This is a genomic window from Micromonospora sp. NPDC000663 (assembly GCF_042898105.1).
Classification (GTDB): Bacteria; Actinomycetota; Actinomycetes; order Mycobacteriales; family Micromonosporaceae; genus Micromonospora.
In genome coordinates this window covers 195,423-212,143 of record NZ_JBIAYR010000003.1, presented here as the reverse complement: position 1 = coordinate 212,143, position 16,721 = coordinate 195,423, and the positions used below count along the sequence as shown (strand labels likewise).

12 protein-coding genes are annotated in these 16,721 nt (G+C 72.0%); 8 read left to right on the top strand and 4 right to left on the bottom strand.

What is annotated here, in order from left to right; translation table 11 throughout:
* Window positions 1–5: 5 nt before the first annotated feature.
* Complete coding sequence (locus tag ACFY1S_RS13200) at window positions 6–1,535, top strand: SpoIIE family protein phosphatase (RefSeq protein ID WP_387116546.1); 1,530 nt, start codon at window positions 6–8, stop codon at window positions 1,533–1,535.
* Window positions 1,536–1,545: 10 nt separating this feature from the next.
* Here the strand turns inward: ACFY1S_RS13200 and ACFY1S_RS13195 are convergent, their stop codons facing one another.
* A complete protein-coding gene (locus tag ACFY1S_RS13195) occupies window positions 1,546–2,355 on the bottom strand; it encodes a DUF6597 domain-containing transcriptional factor (protein ID WP_387116543.1) in 810 nt (269 codons plus the stop codon).
* A gap of 31 nt (window positions 2,356–2,386) precedes the next feature.
* Here ACFY1S_RS13195 and ACFY1S_RS13190 point away from each other — a divergent pair, with 31 nt between their 5' ends.
* Genes ACFY1S_RS13190 through ACFY1S_RS13175 form a run of 4 tightly spaced genes read left to right on the top strand, consistent with a single transcriptional unit; the run spans window position 2,387 to window position 5,743 of the window.
* The gene (locus tag ACFY1S_RS13190) at window positions 2,387–2,956 is read left to right on the top strand and encodes a TIGR03086 family metal-binding protein (protein WP_387116539.1); all 570 of its coding nucleotides are present in this window, start codon (window positions 2,387–2,389) and stop codon (window positions 2,954–2,956) included.
* Window positions 2,957–2,988: 32 nt separating this feature from the next.
* On the top strand, window positions 2,989–3,525 hold the full coding sequence (locus tag ACFY1S_RS13185; RefSeq protein ID WP_139587091.1) for a PadR family transcriptional regulator: 537 nt from the start codon (window positions 2,989–2,991) through the stop codon (window positions 3,523–3,525).
* Window positions 3,522–4,223 carry an ABC transporter ATP-binding protein gene (locus ACFY1S_RS13180; protein ID WP_387116536.1) on the top strand — a complete coding sequence of 234 codons (702 nt, stop codon included), beginning with the start codon at window positions 3,522–3,524 and terminating at the stop codon, window positions 4,221–4,223. The genes ACFY1S_RS13185 and ACFY1S_RS13180 overlap by 4 nt, the downstream gene beginning before the upstream one ends.
* Window positions 4,220–5,743, top strand: a complete 1,524-nt coding sequence (locus ACFY1S_RS13175) for an FtsX-like permease family protein (protein WP_387116533.1) — start codon at window positions 4,220–4,222, stop codon at window positions 5,741–5,743. Before ACFY1S_RS13180 ends, ACFY1S_RS13175 begins: the two co-directional genes overlap by 4 nt.
* Before the next feature lies 1 nt (window position 5,744).
* Here ACFY1S_RS13175 and ACFY1S_RS13170 read toward each other — a convergent pair whose 3' ends face one another.
* On the bottom strand, window positions 5,745–5,900 hold the full coding sequence (locus ACFY1S_RS13170; RefSeq protein WP_387116530.1) for a hypothetical protein: 156 nt from the start codon (window positions 5,898–5,900) through the stop codon (window positions 5,745–5,747).
* Window positions 5,901–5,914: 14 nt separating this feature from the next.
* On the bottom strand, window positions 5,915–8,011 hold the full coding sequence (locus ACFY1S_RS13165) for a S9 family peptidase (protein WP_387116527.1): 2,097 nt from the start codon (window positions 8,009–8,011) through the stop codon (window positions 5,915–5,917).
* A gap of 96 nt (window positions 8,012–8,107) precedes the next feature.
* Here ACFY1S_RS13165 and ACFY1S_RS13160 point away from each other — a divergent pair, with 96 nt between their 5' ends.
* A complete protein-coding gene (locus ACFY1S_RS13160; RefSeq protein WP_387116525.1) occupies window positions 8,108–9,466 on the top strand; it encodes an FAD-binding oxidoreductase in 1,359 nt (452 codons plus the stop codon).
* A 9-nt stretch (window positions 9,467–9,475) separates the two neighbouring features.
* On the opposite strand, the gene ACFY1S_RS13155 is transcribed toward ACFY1S_RS13160, so the two are convergent.
* The gene (locus ACFY1S_RS13155) at window positions 9,476–11,530 is read right to left on the bottom strand and encodes a SpoIIE family protein phosphatase (RefSeq protein ID WP_387116522.1); all 2,055 of its coding nucleotides are present in this window, start codon (window positions 11,528–11,530) and stop codon (window positions 9,476–9,478) included.
* A gap of 268 nt (window positions 11,531–11,798) precedes the next feature.
* Here ACFY1S_RS13155 and ACFY1S_RS13150 point away from each other — a divergent pair, with 268 nt between their 5' ends.
* Window positions 11,799–16,166, top strand: coding sequence for a HAMP domain-containing protein (locus tag ACFY1S_RS13150; protein WP_387116519.1), 4,368 nt, complete (start codon window positions 11,799–11,801; stop codon window positions 16,164–16,166).
* Window positions 16,163–16,717 (top strand): response regulator, encoded by a 555-nt coding sequence (locus ACFY1S_RS13145; RefSeq protein ID WP_364369408.1) that lies wholly within the window; start codon window positions 16,163–16,165, stop codon window positions 16,715–16,717. Before ACFY1S_RS13150 ends, ACFY1S_RS13145 begins: the two co-directional genes overlap by 4 nt.
* Window positions 16,718–16,721 lie beyond the last annotated feature (4 nt).

The window sequence follows — 16,721 nt, the reverse complement described above, 5'->3', positions numbered from 1 at the left end:
ACGGCATGCCGGCGACCGTCCTGGTGGTCGATGACAGTCGTACCAAGCGCTACCTGCTTGTCAGTTGGCTGACCCGGGCCGGGTTCACCGTCCTGGAGGCGGAGAACGGCGCCGAGGCGCTGGCCCGCGTCGACGTGGACCGGATCGACCTCGTGGTGCTCGACGTCCGGCTGCCCGACCTCAGCGGGTACGAGGTCTGCGAACGGATCAAGGAACGGCACCCGGCCATGCCGGTGATCCACGTGTCGGCGCACGCCGTCGACGTGTCCGACCGCGCCCAGGGCCTCACCCGGGGTGCGGACGCCTACCTGACCGAGCCCATCGAGCCCGAGGAGCTGATCGCCACCACCCGGGCGGTGCTGCGCTACTACCAGGCCCGAAAGCGCGCCGAACTGCTCGCCGAGCGACTGCTCGTCCTCGCCGACACGACTGTGGCGGTGCACGCCGCACCGAACTTCGCCCGGCTGCTGAAGGCCGCCGCCGAGGGTGCCGCCCAGATCTTCAAGAGCCCGGCGGCGGTGGTCGCCGAGACGTTCGACGGCGACTGTCTCGCGGGGATCTGCGCCGGCCCGGGCCTGGAGGCCGAGGTGGTGCCGTGGGTCGTCGACGACACGGGGGTGCCGACCGGCGCGACAGTGCGGGTCCAGGAGCCGGCGCAGTGGGGGCTGCTCGGCTGGCCGGAGGGCGACTCGGTGACAGTGGCCGCCGCCCGGCTCCGCGAGGACCGGGCCCCGCTGTACGTGGTCGTCCCCACCGCCACCCAGACCGCCCGGACGCCGGTGCTGGTGCAGCTCGCCCAGGCGGTCGCGGCGGCGGTGGAGGCCCAGCGCTCGTTCGACGAGGAACACCGGATCGCCGTCACCCTCCAGCGCAGCCTGCTGCCGCGCGGGCTTCCCGACGTGGCCGGCCTGGACCTTGCGGTGCGCTACGAGCCGGCCAGCGCGCAGACCGAGGTGGGCGGCGACTTCTACGAGCTGGTGATGCTCGACGGGCACCTGCTCCTGGCGATCGGCGACGTGGCCGGTCACTCGCTGCACGCGGCGACAGTGATGGCCGAACTGCGGCACGCCGTGCGGGCGTACGCGGTCGAGGGGCACCAGCCCGGCGAGATCCTGCACCGGGTCAACGAGCTGATGCGCACGCTCCTGCCGAACGAGCTGGCCACGCTCTGCGTGCTGCTGCTGCACCCGCCGAGCGGGCGGGTCCGGTTGGCCAGCGCCGGCCACCTACCGCCGGTGCTCAGTCTGGACGGCAAGGTCGAGTTCGTGCAGCACTCGGCGCCGCTGCTCGGCGTCCGCGCCCCCCGTCCGGCCGACCTGGAGTTCGTGCTGCCGGCCGGGGCGACGCTCGTGTTCTACACCGACGGGTTGATCGAGCGGCGGGACGCCACAATCGACGAGGGGTTGGCCGCGCTCGCCGCGCTCACCGGCACCGTCGACGAGGACCTGGACCGGTTCTGCGAGCGGCTGCTGGTGGAGCTGGCCCCACCGGAGATCCAGGACGACGTGGCGGTGGTCGTGCTGCGCCGCCGCTGAGACGCAGGTGTCAGCGGACCGAGCGGGCGTACGCGGCGGGTGACACGCCGGCGACGGCGCTGAAGTCGCGTACCAGGTGGGCCTGGTCGCTGTAGCCGAGGTCGGCGGCGAGGTCCGCCCAGTTCAACGGGCCGCCGGCGGCCTGTTCGACGGCCTCCTGGAGCCGGTACCGGCGGATCACCCACTTCGGGCCGACGCCGACGTGCTCGGTGAACAGCCGTTGCAGGCGGCGGACCGGCACGCGGTGCCGGGCGGCGAAGTCGTCGACCCGCAGCACCGTGCGGTCGGTCCGGATCGCCTCGGCCAGCCGGATGGCCTCCTGCGTCGCCGGATCCGGGGCCGGGGCCCACGCGGTGAGCAGGGCGTCCAGCGCGCGGCGCCGGTCGTCGTCGGTGCCGCCGCAGACCGGACCGTCGGGTCGGGGCAGACGGCCGGCGGGCAGCGGGAGCCGGCGTCCGGTCAACTCGGCGACCGACCCGCGCCAGAACGGGTGGAAGCCGCCGGGGCGGAACTGGACACCACAGACCCGGCCGGTGCCGGTAAGCGTGATCCGGAACAGGTCGCGACCCACCCCGGCCACCTCACCGTCCTCCGGCCCTTCGTCGGTGCCGTCGTCGTCGCGCCGGAACACCACGTTCACCGCCGGGTGCGGCACCACCCGCTGCTCGAAGGGCGCGTCCAACGCCCAGTCGATCAGCCAGTAGTGCTCGACCCAATGGCGCAGCGACTCGGCGGGCAGGTGCCGACGGAAGTGGACCTCGCGCAGCATCCGTATCGGGTCGAGGATCCCCCGGCTGTCGTTGCGCGGTCGCTGTCGCATTTGTTCAAGACCACCCTCATACGCTGGCCCTATGGCAACTCAGACTAGCGATCTGCTGGCCGCTGCCGCGCCGCGAACTGTCGACGTGGTTCGCGGCATCGCCGACGACCAGCTCGACCTGCCCACGCCGTGCCGTGACTACGCTGTCCGCGACCTGCTCAACCACCTCTTCCAGGTGGTGGTGAACTTCCAGGATCTGGCCGTGAAGCGCCAGGTGGAGTGGGCCGAGAAACCGGACCACCTGGGCGACGGCTGGCGGGACCGGTTCGCCGTGGAGACCGACCGCCTCGTCGCCGCCTGGTCGGATCCGTCCACCCTGGAGGGTGTCTCGCCAGGAATGGGTATGCCGCAGGCCGTTGTCGGTGGCATGGCCCTGCTGGACCTGACCGTGCACGGCTGGGACCTCGCCGTCGCCACCTGTCAGCCGTACGAGCCGGCCCCGGAGGTCGTGGCCGAGCTGCACGGGCTGGTCGAGCGGTTGGGTCCGACGGCCCGCCGGGTGGGCGTCTTCGCCGACCCCGTCCCGACTCCCACGCCCGGAGCGCCAGACCTGGCCCACCTCCTGTCGCAGACCGGCCGGGCGCCCACCTGGAGTCGTTGACTCGGGTATTCGCTTGGTGAATAGTGGGCGACGTGTCCACGTCGCACGTTCTGCTCGGGTTGCTCGCCGCCGGAAGCCGGCACGGGTACGACCTCAAGCGCGCGCACGACGAGCGGCTGCCCCGGGCCCGGCCGTTGGCCTTCGGGCAGGTCTACGCCACCCTCGGCCGCCTGCAACGCGACGGCCTGGTGGCCGCCGCCGGTCAGGACCGGGCGGCCGGTCCGGACCGCACGACGTACGCGCTGACCGACCCGGGCCGGGCCGCACTCGACGAATGGCTGTCCACAGTCGAACCACCCATGCCGTACGTGGCCAGCACGCTCTTCACCAAGGTCGTGGTGGCGCTGCTGGTCGCCGACGTCGACCGGGCCCGGTCCTACCTGATCGCCCAGCGCGGCGCGCACAGCGCACGGCTGCGCGAGTTGACCGCCGCCAAGGCCGACCCGGCCGCCACCCTCAGCGACGTGATCGCGGCCGACTTCGCGATCGACCACCTCGACGCCGACCTGCGGTGGCTGCGCGCCACCCTGGACCGGGTCGCCGACTGGCACCGGGAGGTGCACCCGTGACGCAACTCCAGGCTCGCGGCGTGGTTCGGGCGTACGGCCCGACGCCCGCCCTGCGTGGCGTGACGCTCGACGTGGCGGAGGGCGAGATCGTCGCCGTCACCGGGCCCAGTGGCTGCGGCAAGTCGACACTGCTGCACTGTCTGGCGGGGATCCTCCGCCCGGACGCCGGTGAGGTCACCTGGCGTGGTCACCGGATCGACACCTGGCCGGAGGCGGCCCGGTCCCGGTTGCGGCGCACCGAGTTCGGGGTGCTGTTCCAGTTCGGCCAGCTGGTGGCCGAGCTGACCGCGGCGGAGAACGTCTCCCTGCCGCTGCTTCTCGCCGGCACGGGGCGGCGAGAGGCACGGACGGCCGCGCTCACCTGGCTGGAACGGTTCGGGGTGGCCGAACTGGCCGACGTCCGGCCGGGTGAGATGTCCGGCGGTCAGCAGCAGCGCTGCGCCACGGCACGGGCGTTGGTCACCGAGCCCCGGGTGCTCTTCGCCGACGAGCCGACCGGCGCACTGGACACGCTCGCCGGTGAGCAGGTCCTCACCCAACTGGTCCGGCTCGCCCGTGAGCAGCACACGTCCGTCGTGCTGATCACCCACGAGCCACGGATCGCCGCGTACGCCGATCGGGAGATCATGCTGCGCGACGGCCTGGTGGACCACACGGGCCTGGGGCTGGACGTGCCCCTGGCCGGCGGCGCGCGGTGAGACCGGGGACGCTGGTCCGGCTCGCTCTCGCCGGCACCCGCACCGACACCGCCCGGGTGGTGCTCACGGTGGTCAGCGCTCTGCTGGCGACCCTGGCCGGGTTGGCGGCGCTCACCGTGCTGGCCATCGACAAGCCGCCGGGCGACGCCTGGGCGGAGTCGGAGCAGTACCGCAACGCGCTGCTGCGTGAACCGGGGCTGCGCGGCGGGACGGCGTTCGCGTTGCTGATGCTTACCATCCCGGTGCTGGCGTTGGCCGGTCAGTGTGCCCGGCTCGGCGCTCCGGCCCGGGACCGCCGGCTTGCGGCTCTGCGGCTGGCCGGTGCCACACCCGGTCAGGTCACCCGGTTGGCGGTGCTGGAGACCGGCGTGGCCGCCCTGCTGGGCACGCTCGTCGGGCTGGGCGTCCACCTGGCCGGTCGCGAGGTGCTGCACCGGCCGGACGCGCAGGGCCGGCTGGCGCTGCCCACCGACGTGCTGCCGTCGACAGGTGCCATCGCGGCGGTGGTGCTGGGTCTGCCGGTGCTCGCGGCGCTGGCCACGGCCCTGATGCTGCGGACGGTCACCGCGAGTCCGCTCGGGGTGAGCCGTAGGGCACCTCGCGAGCGTGGCCCTCGGCCGTGGGCCGGCATCCTGATCGGGGTCGGCGTGGCGACGTTCGCCGCGGTCCGCCCGGTGGCGTACCGGTTCGACGGCAACGACGAGGTGCTGGGCTGGCTGGTGCCACTGTTCTTCGTGGCCGGTGCGCTCGCCGCGATGATCGGGGTGGTCATCGGCACCGGCTGGATCTCGTACACCTGCGGTCGGTTGTTGCGGCGGTACGCCCGCAGGCCGCCGGCCCTGCTCGCGGCGGGCCGGCTGATGGCCGACCCGTGGGCGGGCAGCCGCACGTTCGCGGCGCTACTGGCCGCGGTGATCTTCGGTGCCGGCGCGGCCGCGCTGCGCGCCTACTTCGTCACCCAGGACCAGCTCGAACGGGACCAGAGCCAGCTCGCCGGCGCGGACGGGGGCGCCGACCCGTTCTACCTGTCCACCATGGACCTGGTCGACGCCGCCGTCGCGGTGGCCATCCTGATCGCGGCGGGTGGGCTGATGGTCGCGCTCGTCGAGGGGATCGTCGCCCGTCGTCGCGCCTACGCAGCACTCGTCGCCACCGGGGTGCCGCGCGGCACGCTGAGCCGCTCGGTGGTCTGGCAGGCGCTGACCCCTGCGGTGCCGGCGATCCTGCTCGCGCTCGGAGTGGGTGAAGTGCTCGGTCGAGGGCTCTTCCCGCGAGCGGCGACGGGAGGGTCGTCGGCGCAGGTCTGCGACGCCACCGCCGCGCTCTGCGGTGACCCGGCCACCCGCGAGCGGTACACGCGGATCGTCGAGACCCCCGGGTCGGAGCGGGTGCCGGACGTACCCCTGGAACACCTGGCCTGGCTCGGTGCCGGCGCCCTTGCCGCGGTGCTGGTGACGGTCGGCGTCGGCCTGCTCTTCCTGCGGGTCAGCACCGCCCTGGACGAGCTGCGGACGGCCTGAGTCAGGTCGGGGTGTGGAAGAGGCCGGCCGACCAGGAGATCAGCAGGCCGACGGCGGCCGAGCAGCAGCAGACGAGCAGGGCGGCGGCGACCACCGCGAGGATCAGCCAGGCGGACATGCGCCGGGGCGCCGACCCCGGCTCGTCCTCATCGGTCATCGCCGCCGCCGTCGTCAGGCCCGACCCAGGCGGTCCAGGATCCAGGCGTTGATGAACGCCTCCTCACGCCACGCGTCGTACCTGCCGCTCGGCCCGCCGTGCCCGGCGCCCATCTCGGTCTTGAGCAGGTAGTCGCCCTGCGGGGCGGTCGCCCGCAGCCGGGCGATCCACTTCGCCGGCTCCGAGTAGAGCACCCGCGTGTCGTTGAGGCTTGTCACCGCGAGGATCGCCGGATAGTCCACGGCCGCCACGTTCTCGTACGGCGTGTACGACTTCATGTACGCGTACACCTCGGGGTCGTCGAGCGGGTTGCCCCACTCCTCCCACTCGGTGACGGTAAGCGGCAGTGACGGGTCGAGGATCGAGGTGAGCGCGTCCACGAACGGCACCTGAGCGACGATCCCCGCGAACGCGTCAGGGGCGAGGTTGGCGACCGCGCCCATCAGCAGGCCACCGGCCGAGGCGCCCCTGGCGACCAGCCGGTCGCTTGCCGTCCAGCCGGCCTTGACCAGATGCCGGGCGCAGGCCACGAAATCGGTGAACGTGTTCTTCTTGGCCAGCATCTTGCCCTGGTCGTACCAGCGGCGGCCCAGCTCACCGCCGCCCCGGGTGTGCGCCACGGCGAAGACCACACCCCGGTCCAGCAGGGACAGTCGGGCCACCGAGAACCACGGGTCCATGCTTGCCTCGTACGAGCCGTAGCCGTACAGCTCGCAGGGCGCCGAGCCGTCCCGGGGAGTGCCCACCCGGCAGACCAGCGAGATCGGCACGCGGGTGCCGTCGTCGGCGAGCGCCCAGTCGCGGTGCTGCTCGTACTCGGCCGGGTCGTACGGCCGTCCGTCCGGCCCGGGCAGCACCGGCTTCTGCTTGCGCAACACCATCTGCCTGGTGACCAGGTCGTAGTCGTACACCGAGTCCGGGGTGACGAGCGACGAGTAGCGCAGGCGGATCTGCCCGGTGCGGTACTCCGGGTTGGTGTCCAGCCCGACGCTGTACAGCGGCTCGGGGAAGTCGATGTCGTGCGCGTCGTCGCTGCCCACCGGCAGCACCCGCAGGCCGGTGAGCCCATCGGTGCGCAGCGACACCACCAGGTGGTTCGCGAACGCGTCCACCGCCTCCAGCCGGGTGCCGGGTGTGTGCTCGATCAGCGGCACCCAGTCGCCCGGCGCGTCCGCCGAGGTGAACGCCAGCGCGAAGTCCTCCGCGCCGTCGTTGTGCAGGATGAGGAAGCGGTGGCCGTGGTGCTCCACCGCGTACTCGACGCCCTGCCGGCGTGGCGCGACAACGGCCGGGGCGCCCGTCGGGTTGCCGGCGGGGATCACCAACACTTCGCTGGTGACCTTGCTGTGGATGTCGATGAGGACGAACTTCTCCGAGCGGGTCAGCTCCACGCCGACCCAGAACCGCTCGTCGTCCTCCTGGTGGACGACCACGTCGTCGGCGGAGGCCGAGCCGACGGTGTGCCGCCACACCCGGTTCGGCCGCCAGGCGTCGTCGACTGTCACGTAGAACAGCACCGACGCGTCGGACGACCAGGCCGTGCCGTAGAAGGTGTCAGGCACCTCGTCGGGCAGCAGCTCGCCGGTGGTCAGGTCCTTGACGCGCAGGGTGAACCGCTCGTCGCCGGAGAAGTCGATGGAGTAGGCCAGCCAGCGCCCGTCCGGGCTGACGTCGAACGCGCCGAGCGAGAAGAAGTCGTGCCCCTCGGCCAGTTGGTTGCCGTCGAGCAGCACCTCCTCGCCGTCGAGCGGGGCACCGTCCGCGCTGACCGGCGGGTCGGTCTCGCCGTCCCGGACGGCTCGGCGGCAGTGCACCCCGTACTGCTGACCCTCGATCGTCCGGGTGTAGTACCAGTACCCGCCCTTGCGGCTCGGCACCGACAGGTCGGTCTCGAGGGTGCGCCGCCGGGTCTCCTCGAACAGGGCGGTGCGCAGCTCGGCCAGGTGCGCCGTGCGCGCGTCGGTGTACTCGTTCTCGGCGGTCAGGTAGGCGATCGTCTCCGGGTCGTCCTTGACAGCGAGCCAGGCGTACTCGTCGACGACTGTGTCGCCGTGGTGGGTGCGCTCGGCGGGCACCCGCTTCGCCGCGGGCGGGGCAGTCTCGGTGGTCACGGCGGCCACGTTACCGGCCGGCCCGCTCCGCGCGTCGGAGCAGCGGCATCCCGACATCCCTCACCACTGCTTTCGAACACATGTACGATAGCCGGCATGGCGGCAGCAGCGAGTTCCCTCGGCCGGTCCGGAGCCCTCGAGATCACCCGACGGTTGGCGGCGATCTGCGGTCCGCCGTTCTCCCGGCTCGGTGGCCCGGCCGACGAGGTGGCGGGGCGGGCGGCGCGCTGGGTGGCCGTGCCGGGCGGCCCGCACGCCGCCGCCGAGGTCCTGCGGCTGGCCGCCGCACACGACCTGACCGTGGTGCCCAGGGGCGCCGGCACGAAGATCGACTGGGGTGCCCCGCCGGTGCAGGTCGACATCATGCTCGACACCGGGCGGCTGGCCGGCATCGGTCACGAGCCGGTCGGTGCGCCGGTGGCCGAGGTGGGTGCCGGCACACCGCTGCGGGCCGTGCAGGCCACGCTTGAGCGCACCGGGCAACGGCTGGCGTTGGACGCCCCGTCGCCAGGTGCGACGGTGGGCGGGGTGCTGGCCGCCGGCGAGGCCGGTCCGCTGCGGCACCGCCACGGCAGCCCCTGCGACCAACTGCTCGGCGTCCGCTACCTGGGCGCCGACGGTGAGCTGGTCAGCGCCGGAGGCGGCGCGCCCGGTCTCGACCTGGCCCGGCTGCTCTGCGGCTCGCAGGGCGCGCTCGGCGTGCTGGTCTCGGCGAGCCTCCGGGTGCAGCCGGCGCCGGCGAGCCGGCTGTGGGTGTCCCGTCCGGTGTGGACGCCGCTGGAGGTGCACGACCTGGTCCGGATGATCCTCGCCGCCCGACTGGACCCGGCGGCCGTCGAGCTGGACCTCCCCGCCGGTACGCCCCGGCCGCGGACGCCGTACCCGCCCGGTCACCCGTCCGCCACCGCCCGGGAACGTCACCCGTCGATGTCGGGCCGGCCCGGTGCGCCGTCCCGCGCGGGCAGCCTGGTGGTGCTGTTGGAGGGCGGCCCGGCCGACGTCACCGAACGCGCCGAACGCCTGGTGGGCCTGCTGCACGGCGAGGCGACGGTCGCGCACTCCGCCCCGACGTGGTGGCGGCGTTACCCGTTCGCGCCGGGTGACACGGCGCTGCGGCTGGAGGTGCCGATCAGTGACCTGCACGCGGCCGTGTACGCGCTGCGCGACGCGGCCGGCGCCCCGGTGCCGGTGCGGGGCTCGGCGGGGCTGGGCGTGGTGCACGCGGCGCTGCCCGGCGCGCTGGCACCCGACCGGGTGGCGTCGATCCTGGCCGCCGTCCGGGGGGTGTTGATGGCCCGGGAGGGTCGTTGCGTCGTGGTCTCCGCTCCCGCGCCGGTCCGGCGGGCCGTCGACCTCTGGGGCGAGATCGCCGGTCTGGCCCAGTTGCGGGCCGCGAAGGAGCATCTCGACCCGGATCACCGGCTCGCCCCCGGCCGGCTGCCCGGTGGCCTGTGACCCGTCCGGTCAGACGCCGTCGTTGCGCAGCACCAGGATGGCGATGTCGTCGCGGGGCGGCTCGACCGAGAAGTTGATCGCGGCGGCGCGCAGTCGGGCGGCCACCACGTCGGCCGAGTAGCCGGCCAGCGGCGCTGCCGCGTCCCGCAGCCGGTCGGTACCGAACAGCTCCCGGCCGCGTCGCCGCTCGGTGACGCCGTCGGTGTAGAAGATGAGCGAGTCGCCGGGGCCGAGGGTGATCTCCGCCGTCGGTGAGGTGATCGTGTCGAGCAGGCCGAGCGCCGTGCCGCCGGTGCCCACGAACCCCGCGCCGCCCTTTCCGGACAGCAGCACAGGTCGGTCGTGCCCCGCCAGGTGCAGCGCGACGTCCAGCTGGTCGCCACCGCCGGGCCCGATCGCCGCCAGAGCCAACGTGCAGTACCTGCCGCCGCCCCGCTCGACAAGCGTCTCGTTGAGTCGGGACAGCACCTCCGGCAGCGGCTTGCCGTCGCCGACCAGCACGCGGATCACGTCCCGGACCAGCCCCGTCACCGCGGCGGCCTGCACGCCCTTGCCCGAGACGTCGCCGATCACCACGAGCGAACGCCCGTCGGGCAGCGGCACCACGTCGTAGAAGTCGCCGCCGACCTCCGCGTCGTCGCCGGTCGGGACGTACTCGGCGGCGAAGCCGATCCCGTCCACCACCGGCAGCACCGGGGGCAGCAGGGACTGCTGGAGGGTCTGCGCCACGCGCCGCCGCTCGGCGTGGATGCGGGCGTTCTCGATGGCCAGCGCGGCCCGACGGGCGACGTCCTCCATGACGGACACCTCGTCCGGGTCGTGCCGGTGCCGCTGGTGCCGGCCCACGGCTAGGGTGCCGAGCCGCTGCCCGCGCGCGATCAGCGGGACCGCGAAACCCTCCATCGGACCGCCGAGCGGGATCTGCGCCGCACTGCGCGACGCCTCGCGCAGCCGCGCCTGGATCGAGTCCGGACCGGTCTCCGCCAGCACCTTGTGCAGCTGCGGCAGCACCGACTCGTCGGCGTGGGTCGCCGCCGCCAACCGCAGCCGGCCCCACTCGTCGGTGGTGTGCACCGCGCACCACTGGCCGAGCCGCGGCACCACCAGCTGCGGGATCAACGCCATTGTCAGCTCGACATCCAACGACTGGGCCAGCAGTTCGCTCGCCTCGGCCAGGAACGTCAACCACGCCTGCCGGCGGACGTCGGCCCGGCGCAGCCTGTCGTTCTCCAGGTGCAGCGACAGCCGCTCGGCGGTCAGCACCGCCAGGGGCCGGGCGTACGCGGACGGCGCGGCGTCCAACTCCAGCTCCCCGCCGTACGGGCGGTGCACGGTCAGTGGCACCTGGAGCAGTTCGCTGCCGAGGCGCGGCTGCCGGCCGATGCGGGCCAGCACCTGCCGGCCCTGCCCGTCGCCCCGGTCGAGGCGGATCACGCCGCCGGCCGCTCCCACCATCTCGGCGAGCCTGCTGAGCAGGCCGGCGGCGAAGTCGGGCAGTGGGTCGTCCGCGTACATGTCGGGGGTGGTCTGCATGAGTTCGCTCATGGCGCTGGCGCTCGGGCCGGCGCTGCCCGCGGCCGTGCCGGTCGGTGTCGCGTTGCCGGCGGCGTCGGGCGGGTCGGCGTCGGGCCGGTCCAGCCGGAACCAGACGCCCTTGCCGGTGGGCAGGTACGTGGTGCCCCACCGGCTGGCGAAGTGGTCGACCAGCAGCAGGCCACGGCCCCGCTCGGACACCTCGTTGATCTCGGTGGCGTCGTTCCGGGTGCCGACGGTCAGTTCGTCGCCGGGCCCGGCCGCGAAGTCGGAGACGGTCACGGTGAGCCCCACCTCGTCGGCGACGACGTCGATGTCCAACTCGGTGCGGGCGTGCTCGACGGCGTTGGTGGTCAGCTCGGTGGTGAGCAGCAGAGCCTCGTTGGCCAGTTCGTCGAGGTGCGCCTCGGTCAGCACCGAGCGGACGACCGCGCGGGCGGCGGCGGGGGTACGCCGGTCGGCGGGCAGTCTGACATGCCGGACCGCCCCGTTCCGGGCCCCGGCCGTCGCGGGCCTCGCCTCGGCTGACACCTTCGTATCCTCCATCGTCCTTGCGCCGGCTGCCAAGCCGATCACCGTCGTGGCGGACGTTCGTGGTTCCCCGGGCTGTGCTGCGCTGTTTCGTCACCCGGACGAGGTCTGCGACGCACCGTACCGGATCGGTTGCCGGTGGGTGGATCGGTTGCGGTACCCGGGGGGTCCGGCGGGTCGCGAACCCTGGCACCGCGGCGCGCGCAGGCACAATATGGGGTGCCGGTGTGTCCGTACGGACCGGCGCCCCCGAGTTGAGCGAGGAATGATGACCACGGCGAAGCAGTCGGTGGCGGATCCGTCCGCGTCCGACCACGAGGCGCTCCTCGGTGAGTTGACCGAGGCGCTGCGACGGATCGGCTGCGGCGATCTGAAGGTCCGGCTTCCCCGCCGTGCTGGCAAGGCCGGCGAGGTGGCGGACGCCTTCAACGAGGTGGTGTCGCTCCAGGAGCGGCAGTACCTGGACCTGCGGCGGATCAGCCGGATCGTCGGCCGGGACGGTCGGCTCACCGAACGGCTGGACGACGAAGGGCTGGACGGGTCCTGGGCGGAGGGGCAGCGGGCGATCAACTCGCTGATCGACGACCTGGGCCGGCCGACCACGGAGATCGCCCGGGTGATCGTGGCGGTCGCCGACGGCGACCTGTCGCAGCACATGGCGCTGGAGATCGACGGACGGCCGCTGCGCGGTGAGTACCTGCGCATCGGGCGCACGGTCAACACGATGGTCGACCAGTTGTCGTCGTTCTCGAACGAGGTGACCCGGGTCGCCCGTGAGGTGGGCACCGAGGGCAAGCTGGGCGGTCAGGCGGACGTCCGGGGTGTCGCCGGCACCTGGAAGGACCTCACCGACTCGGTGAACACCATGGCGTCGAACCTGACCGGCCAGGTGCGGTCGATCTCGCAGGTGGCGACGGCGGTGGCTAAGGGCGACCTGTCGCAGAAGATCACGGTCGGCGCACGCGGTGAGGTGGCGGAGTTGGCCGCCACCATGAACTACCTCACGGACACGCTGCGGCTCTTCGCCGAGCAGGTGACCCGGGTGGCCCGCGAGGTGGGCACCGAGGGCAAGCTGGGCGGCCAGGCCGAGGTGCCGAACGTGGCGGGCACGTGGAAGGACCTGACCGACAGCGTCAACTCGATGGCGTCGAACCTGACCGCCCAGGTCCGCAACATCGCGCAGGTCTCCACAGCAGTGGCACGCGGTGACCTGTCGCAGAAGATCACCGTGGCGGCGCAGGGCGAGATCCTGGAGCTGAAGGACACCGTCAACACGATGGTGGACCAGTTGTCGTCGTTCGCGGACGAGGTGACCCGGGTCGCGCGTGAGGTGGGCATCGAGGGCAAGCTCGGCGGTCAGGCCCAGGTCCGGGGCGTCTCCGGCACCTGGCGGGACCTCACCGAGAACGTCAACCAGCTCGCCGGCAACCTGACCAGCCAGGTTCGCAACATCTCCCAGGTCTCCACGGCTGTGGCCAAGGGCGACCTGTCGCAGAAGATCACCGTGGACGCGCAGGGCGAGATCCTGGAGCTGAAGAACACGGTCAACACGATGGTTGACCAGTTGTCGTCGTTCGCCGACGAGGTGACCCGGGTCGCGCGTGAGGTGGGCACCGAGGGCAACCTGGGCGGTCAGGCCCAGGTCAAGGGCGTCAGCGGTACGTGGCGGGACCTGACGGACAACGTGAACTCGATGGCGTCGAACCTGACCAGCCAGGTCCGGAACATCGCCTCGGTGACCACGGCCGTGGCGAAGGGTGACCTGTCGCAGAAGATCACGGTGGACGCCCGGGGCGAGATCCTGGAGTTGAAGTCGACTGTCAACACGATGGTGGACCAGTTGTCGTCGTTCGCCGACGAGGTGACCCGGGTCGCCCGCGAGGTGGGCACCGAGGGCAAGCTCGGCGGGCAGGCCCAGGTACGCGGGGTCGCCGGCACCTGGCGCGACCTCACCGACAACGTGAACTCGATGGCGTCGAACCTGACCGCCCAGGTCCGCAACATCGCCCAGGTCTCCACGGCGGTGGCCAAGGGTGACCTGTCGCAGAAGATCACGGTGGACGCCCGGGGCGAGATCCTGGAGTTGAAGTCGACTGTCAACACGATGGTCGACCAGTTGTCGTCGTTCGCCGACGAGGTGACCCGGGTCGCCCGCGAGGTGGGCACCGAGGGCAAGCTCGGCGGGCAGGCCCAGGTCAAGGGCGTGAGCGGTACGTGGCGGGACCTGACGGACAACGTGAACTCGATGGCGTCGAACCTGACCAGCCAGGTCCGCAACATCGCCTCGGTGACCACGGCTGTGGCGAAGGGTGACCTGAGCCAGAAGATCACCGTGGACGCGCAGGGCGAGATCCTGGAGCTGAAGTCGACTGTCAACACGATGGTCGACCAGCTGTCGTCGTTCGCCGACGAGGTGACCCGGGTCGCCCGCGAGGTCGGCATCGAGGGCAAGCTCGGTGGTCAGGCGCAGGTCAAGGGCGTCTCCGGCACCTGGCGGGACCTCACCGAGAACGTCAACCAGCTCGCTTCCACGCTCACCACCCAGCTGCGGGCAATCGCCCAGGTGTCCACGTCGGTGACCAGGGGCGACCTGACCCAGCGGATCGCGGTCAAGGCGCAGGGCGAGGTCGCCGAGCTGAAGGACAACATCAACCAGATGATCGTCACCCTTCGGGAGACGACCAAGAAGAACGCGGAGCAGGGCTGGCTGGACTCCAACCTGGCCCGCATCGGCGGCCTGTTGCAGGGTCAGCGGGACCTGGGCGAGGTCTGCCGCATGATCATGACGGAGGTGACCCCGCTCGTCGACGCCCAGCTCGGCGCCTTCTTCCTCGCCGACGACACCGACGGCAGCATGCGGCTGCGGCTGACCTCGTCGTACGGGTACGTGGCGCGGGGGCACGACGTCACCTTCGGCCCGGGTGAGGGGCTGGTCGGGCAGACCGCCCTGTCCCGCCGCACGATCCGGGTCAGCGCCTCGCCGAACAGCCGACTCACCCTGCGCTCCGGCCTCGCCGAGACACCCCCGTCCGACCTGGTGGTGCTCCCCGTCCTCTTCGAGGGGGAGCTGCTCGGGGTGATCGAGTTCGCGAGCGTGGACGCCTTCTCCGAGCTGCACCTGTCGTTCCTGGAGCGGTTGGTGCTGACCATCGGCATCGCGGTCAACACCATCCAGGCCAACAGGCGTACGGAGGAGCTGCTGGCCCAGTCGCAGCGGCTCGCCCACGAGTTGCAGGAGCAGTCGGCGGAGTTGCAGCGCACGAACGCCGAGCTGGAGGAGAAGGCCACTCTGCTGTCCGAGCAGAAGGGCAACATCGAGACGAAGAACCGGGAGATCGAGCTGGCCCGGCTCGGCCTGGAGGAGAAGGCGCAGCAGCTCACCCGGGCGTCGGCGTACAAGTCGGAGTTCCTGGCGAACATGAGCCACGAGCTGCGTACGCCTCTGAACTCCTTGCTGCTGCTGGCGCGTCTGCTCGCGGAGAACTCGGAGCAGAACCTGAGCCCCAAGCAGATCGAGTTCGCCCGGACCATCCACGGTTCCGGGTCGGACCTGCTGCGTCTCATCGACGACATCCTGGACCTGTCCAAGATCGAGGCGGGCCGGATGGACGTCGAGCCGACCGAGATCCGCTTCACGGAGATCCGCGGGTACGTCGAGCAGGCGTTCGCGCCGCAGGCCGAGGAGAAGAACCTCGACTTCCAGGTACGCGTGAGCAAGGATCTGCCGCCCGCGCTGGTCACCGACGCGCAGCGGTTGCAGCAGATCCTGCGCAACCTGCTGTCCAACGCGGTGAAGTTCACCGACAACGGCGCGGTGACGCTGCGGATCGCCCCGGCTGCCGAGAACGCGGTATTCGACGTGCCGGCGCTGACGAACGCCCAGCAGGTGATCGCGTTCACGGTGATCGACACCGGGATCGGGATTTCCGACGACAAGCTGTCGATCATCTTCGAGGCGTTCCAGCAGGCGGACGGCACCACGAGCCGTCGCTACGGTGGCACCGGCCTCGGATTGTCGATCAGCCGCGATCTGGCCCGGCTGATCGGTGGCACCATCACCGTGTCGTCGGCGCCCGGTCAGGGTTCGACGTTCACGCTCTTCGTACCCCAGGTGCTGGCTCCGGACGCGGTGGTCGCGCCCGCGCCGCCGTCGCCGCAGCGCGCCGGTCTGCCGTCGTCGCTGCTGATGCCGCCGCTGGAGCTGTTGGCGGAGCGGCCGGAGGCGCCGGTCACCCGGCAGTTGGACGGCGCCACGGTGCTGATCGTGGACGACGACGTGCGGAACGTCTTCGCCCTGACCAGTGCGTTGGAGCTGCACGGGATGACCGTGCTGTACTCGGACAACGGGGCGGACGGCGTCCGCCTGCTGGCCGAGCATCCGGAGGTAGACATCGTGCTGATGGACGCCATGATGCCCGACCAGGACGGGTACGAGACGACCCGCCAGATCCGCCGCAACCACCGGTTCGCGGACCTGCCCGTGGTGTTCCTGACCGCGAAGGCGATGCCTGGTGACCGCGAGTCGGCGCTCGCGGCCGGTGGCAGCGACTACATCACCAAGCCGGTCGACCTGGACGACCTGATCGAGTTGATGTCGTCCTGGATCAGCGGCAGCCGGACTGAGGAGACCTCGTGACCCAGATGGCCAAGGCGCTGCTCGTGGACGACCGGCGGGAGAATCTGATGGCCCTGGAGGCGATCCTCCAGGGCCTGCCGGTCCAGTCGGTGGCGGTGGAGAGCGGCGAGGCGGCCCTCAAGCAGTTGCTTGTGGACGACTTCGCGGTGATCCTGCTGGACGCGCAGATGCCGGACATGGACGGCTTCGAGACGGCCAGCCACATCAAGCGTCGGGAGCGGACCCGGCACGTGCCGATCATCTTCCTCACCGCCGCCGACCGGGACGCCCAGCTCGCGCTCCGGGGCTACCAGGTGGGCGCTGTGGACTACCTCACCAAGCCGTTCGACCCGTGGGTGCTGCGGGCCAAGGTGTCGGTCTTCGTGGAGTTGTGGGTGAAGACCCGGCAGTTGGCCGCCCAGTCGGACCTGGTCCGGGAGCGCGACACGCAGTGGCGGCGGCTCACCGACGCGGTCGACGAAGCGACGACGCTGCTCCGCTCGGACGACGTCCAGGCCCGTGACCGGGCCGTGCGTCTGCTGGAGCAGGCCCGTTGGGGCAACACCGACTGACCGG

Bases quoted from the DNA above. Each gene is read 5' to 3' on its own strand.
- ACFY1S_RS13200 (WP_387116546.1), top strand. From the start codon at position 6: ATGCCGGCGACCGTCCTGGTGGTCGATGACAGTCGTACCAAGCGCTAC.
- ACFY1S_RS13195 (WP_387116543.1), bottom strand. From the start codon at position 2,355: ATGCGACAGCGACCGCGCAACGACAGCCGGGGGATCCTCGACCCGATA.
- ACFY1S_RS13190 (WP_387116539.1), top strand. From the start codon at position 2,387: ATGGCAACTCAGACTAGCGATCTGCTGGCCGCTGCCGCGCCGCGAACT.
- ACFY1S_RS13170 (WP_387116530.1), bottom strand. From the start codon at position 5,900: ATGACCGATGAGGACGAGCCGGGGTCGGCGCCCCGGCGCATGTCCGCC.
- ACFY1S_RS13160 (WP_387116525.1), top strand. From the start codon at position 8,108: ATGGCGGCAGCAGCGAGTTCCCTCGGCCGGTCCGGAGCCCTCGAGATC.
- ACFY1S_RS13150 (WP_387116519.1), top strand. From the start codon at position 11,799: ATGACCACGGCGAAGCAGTCGGTGGCGGATCCGTCCGCGTCCGACCAC.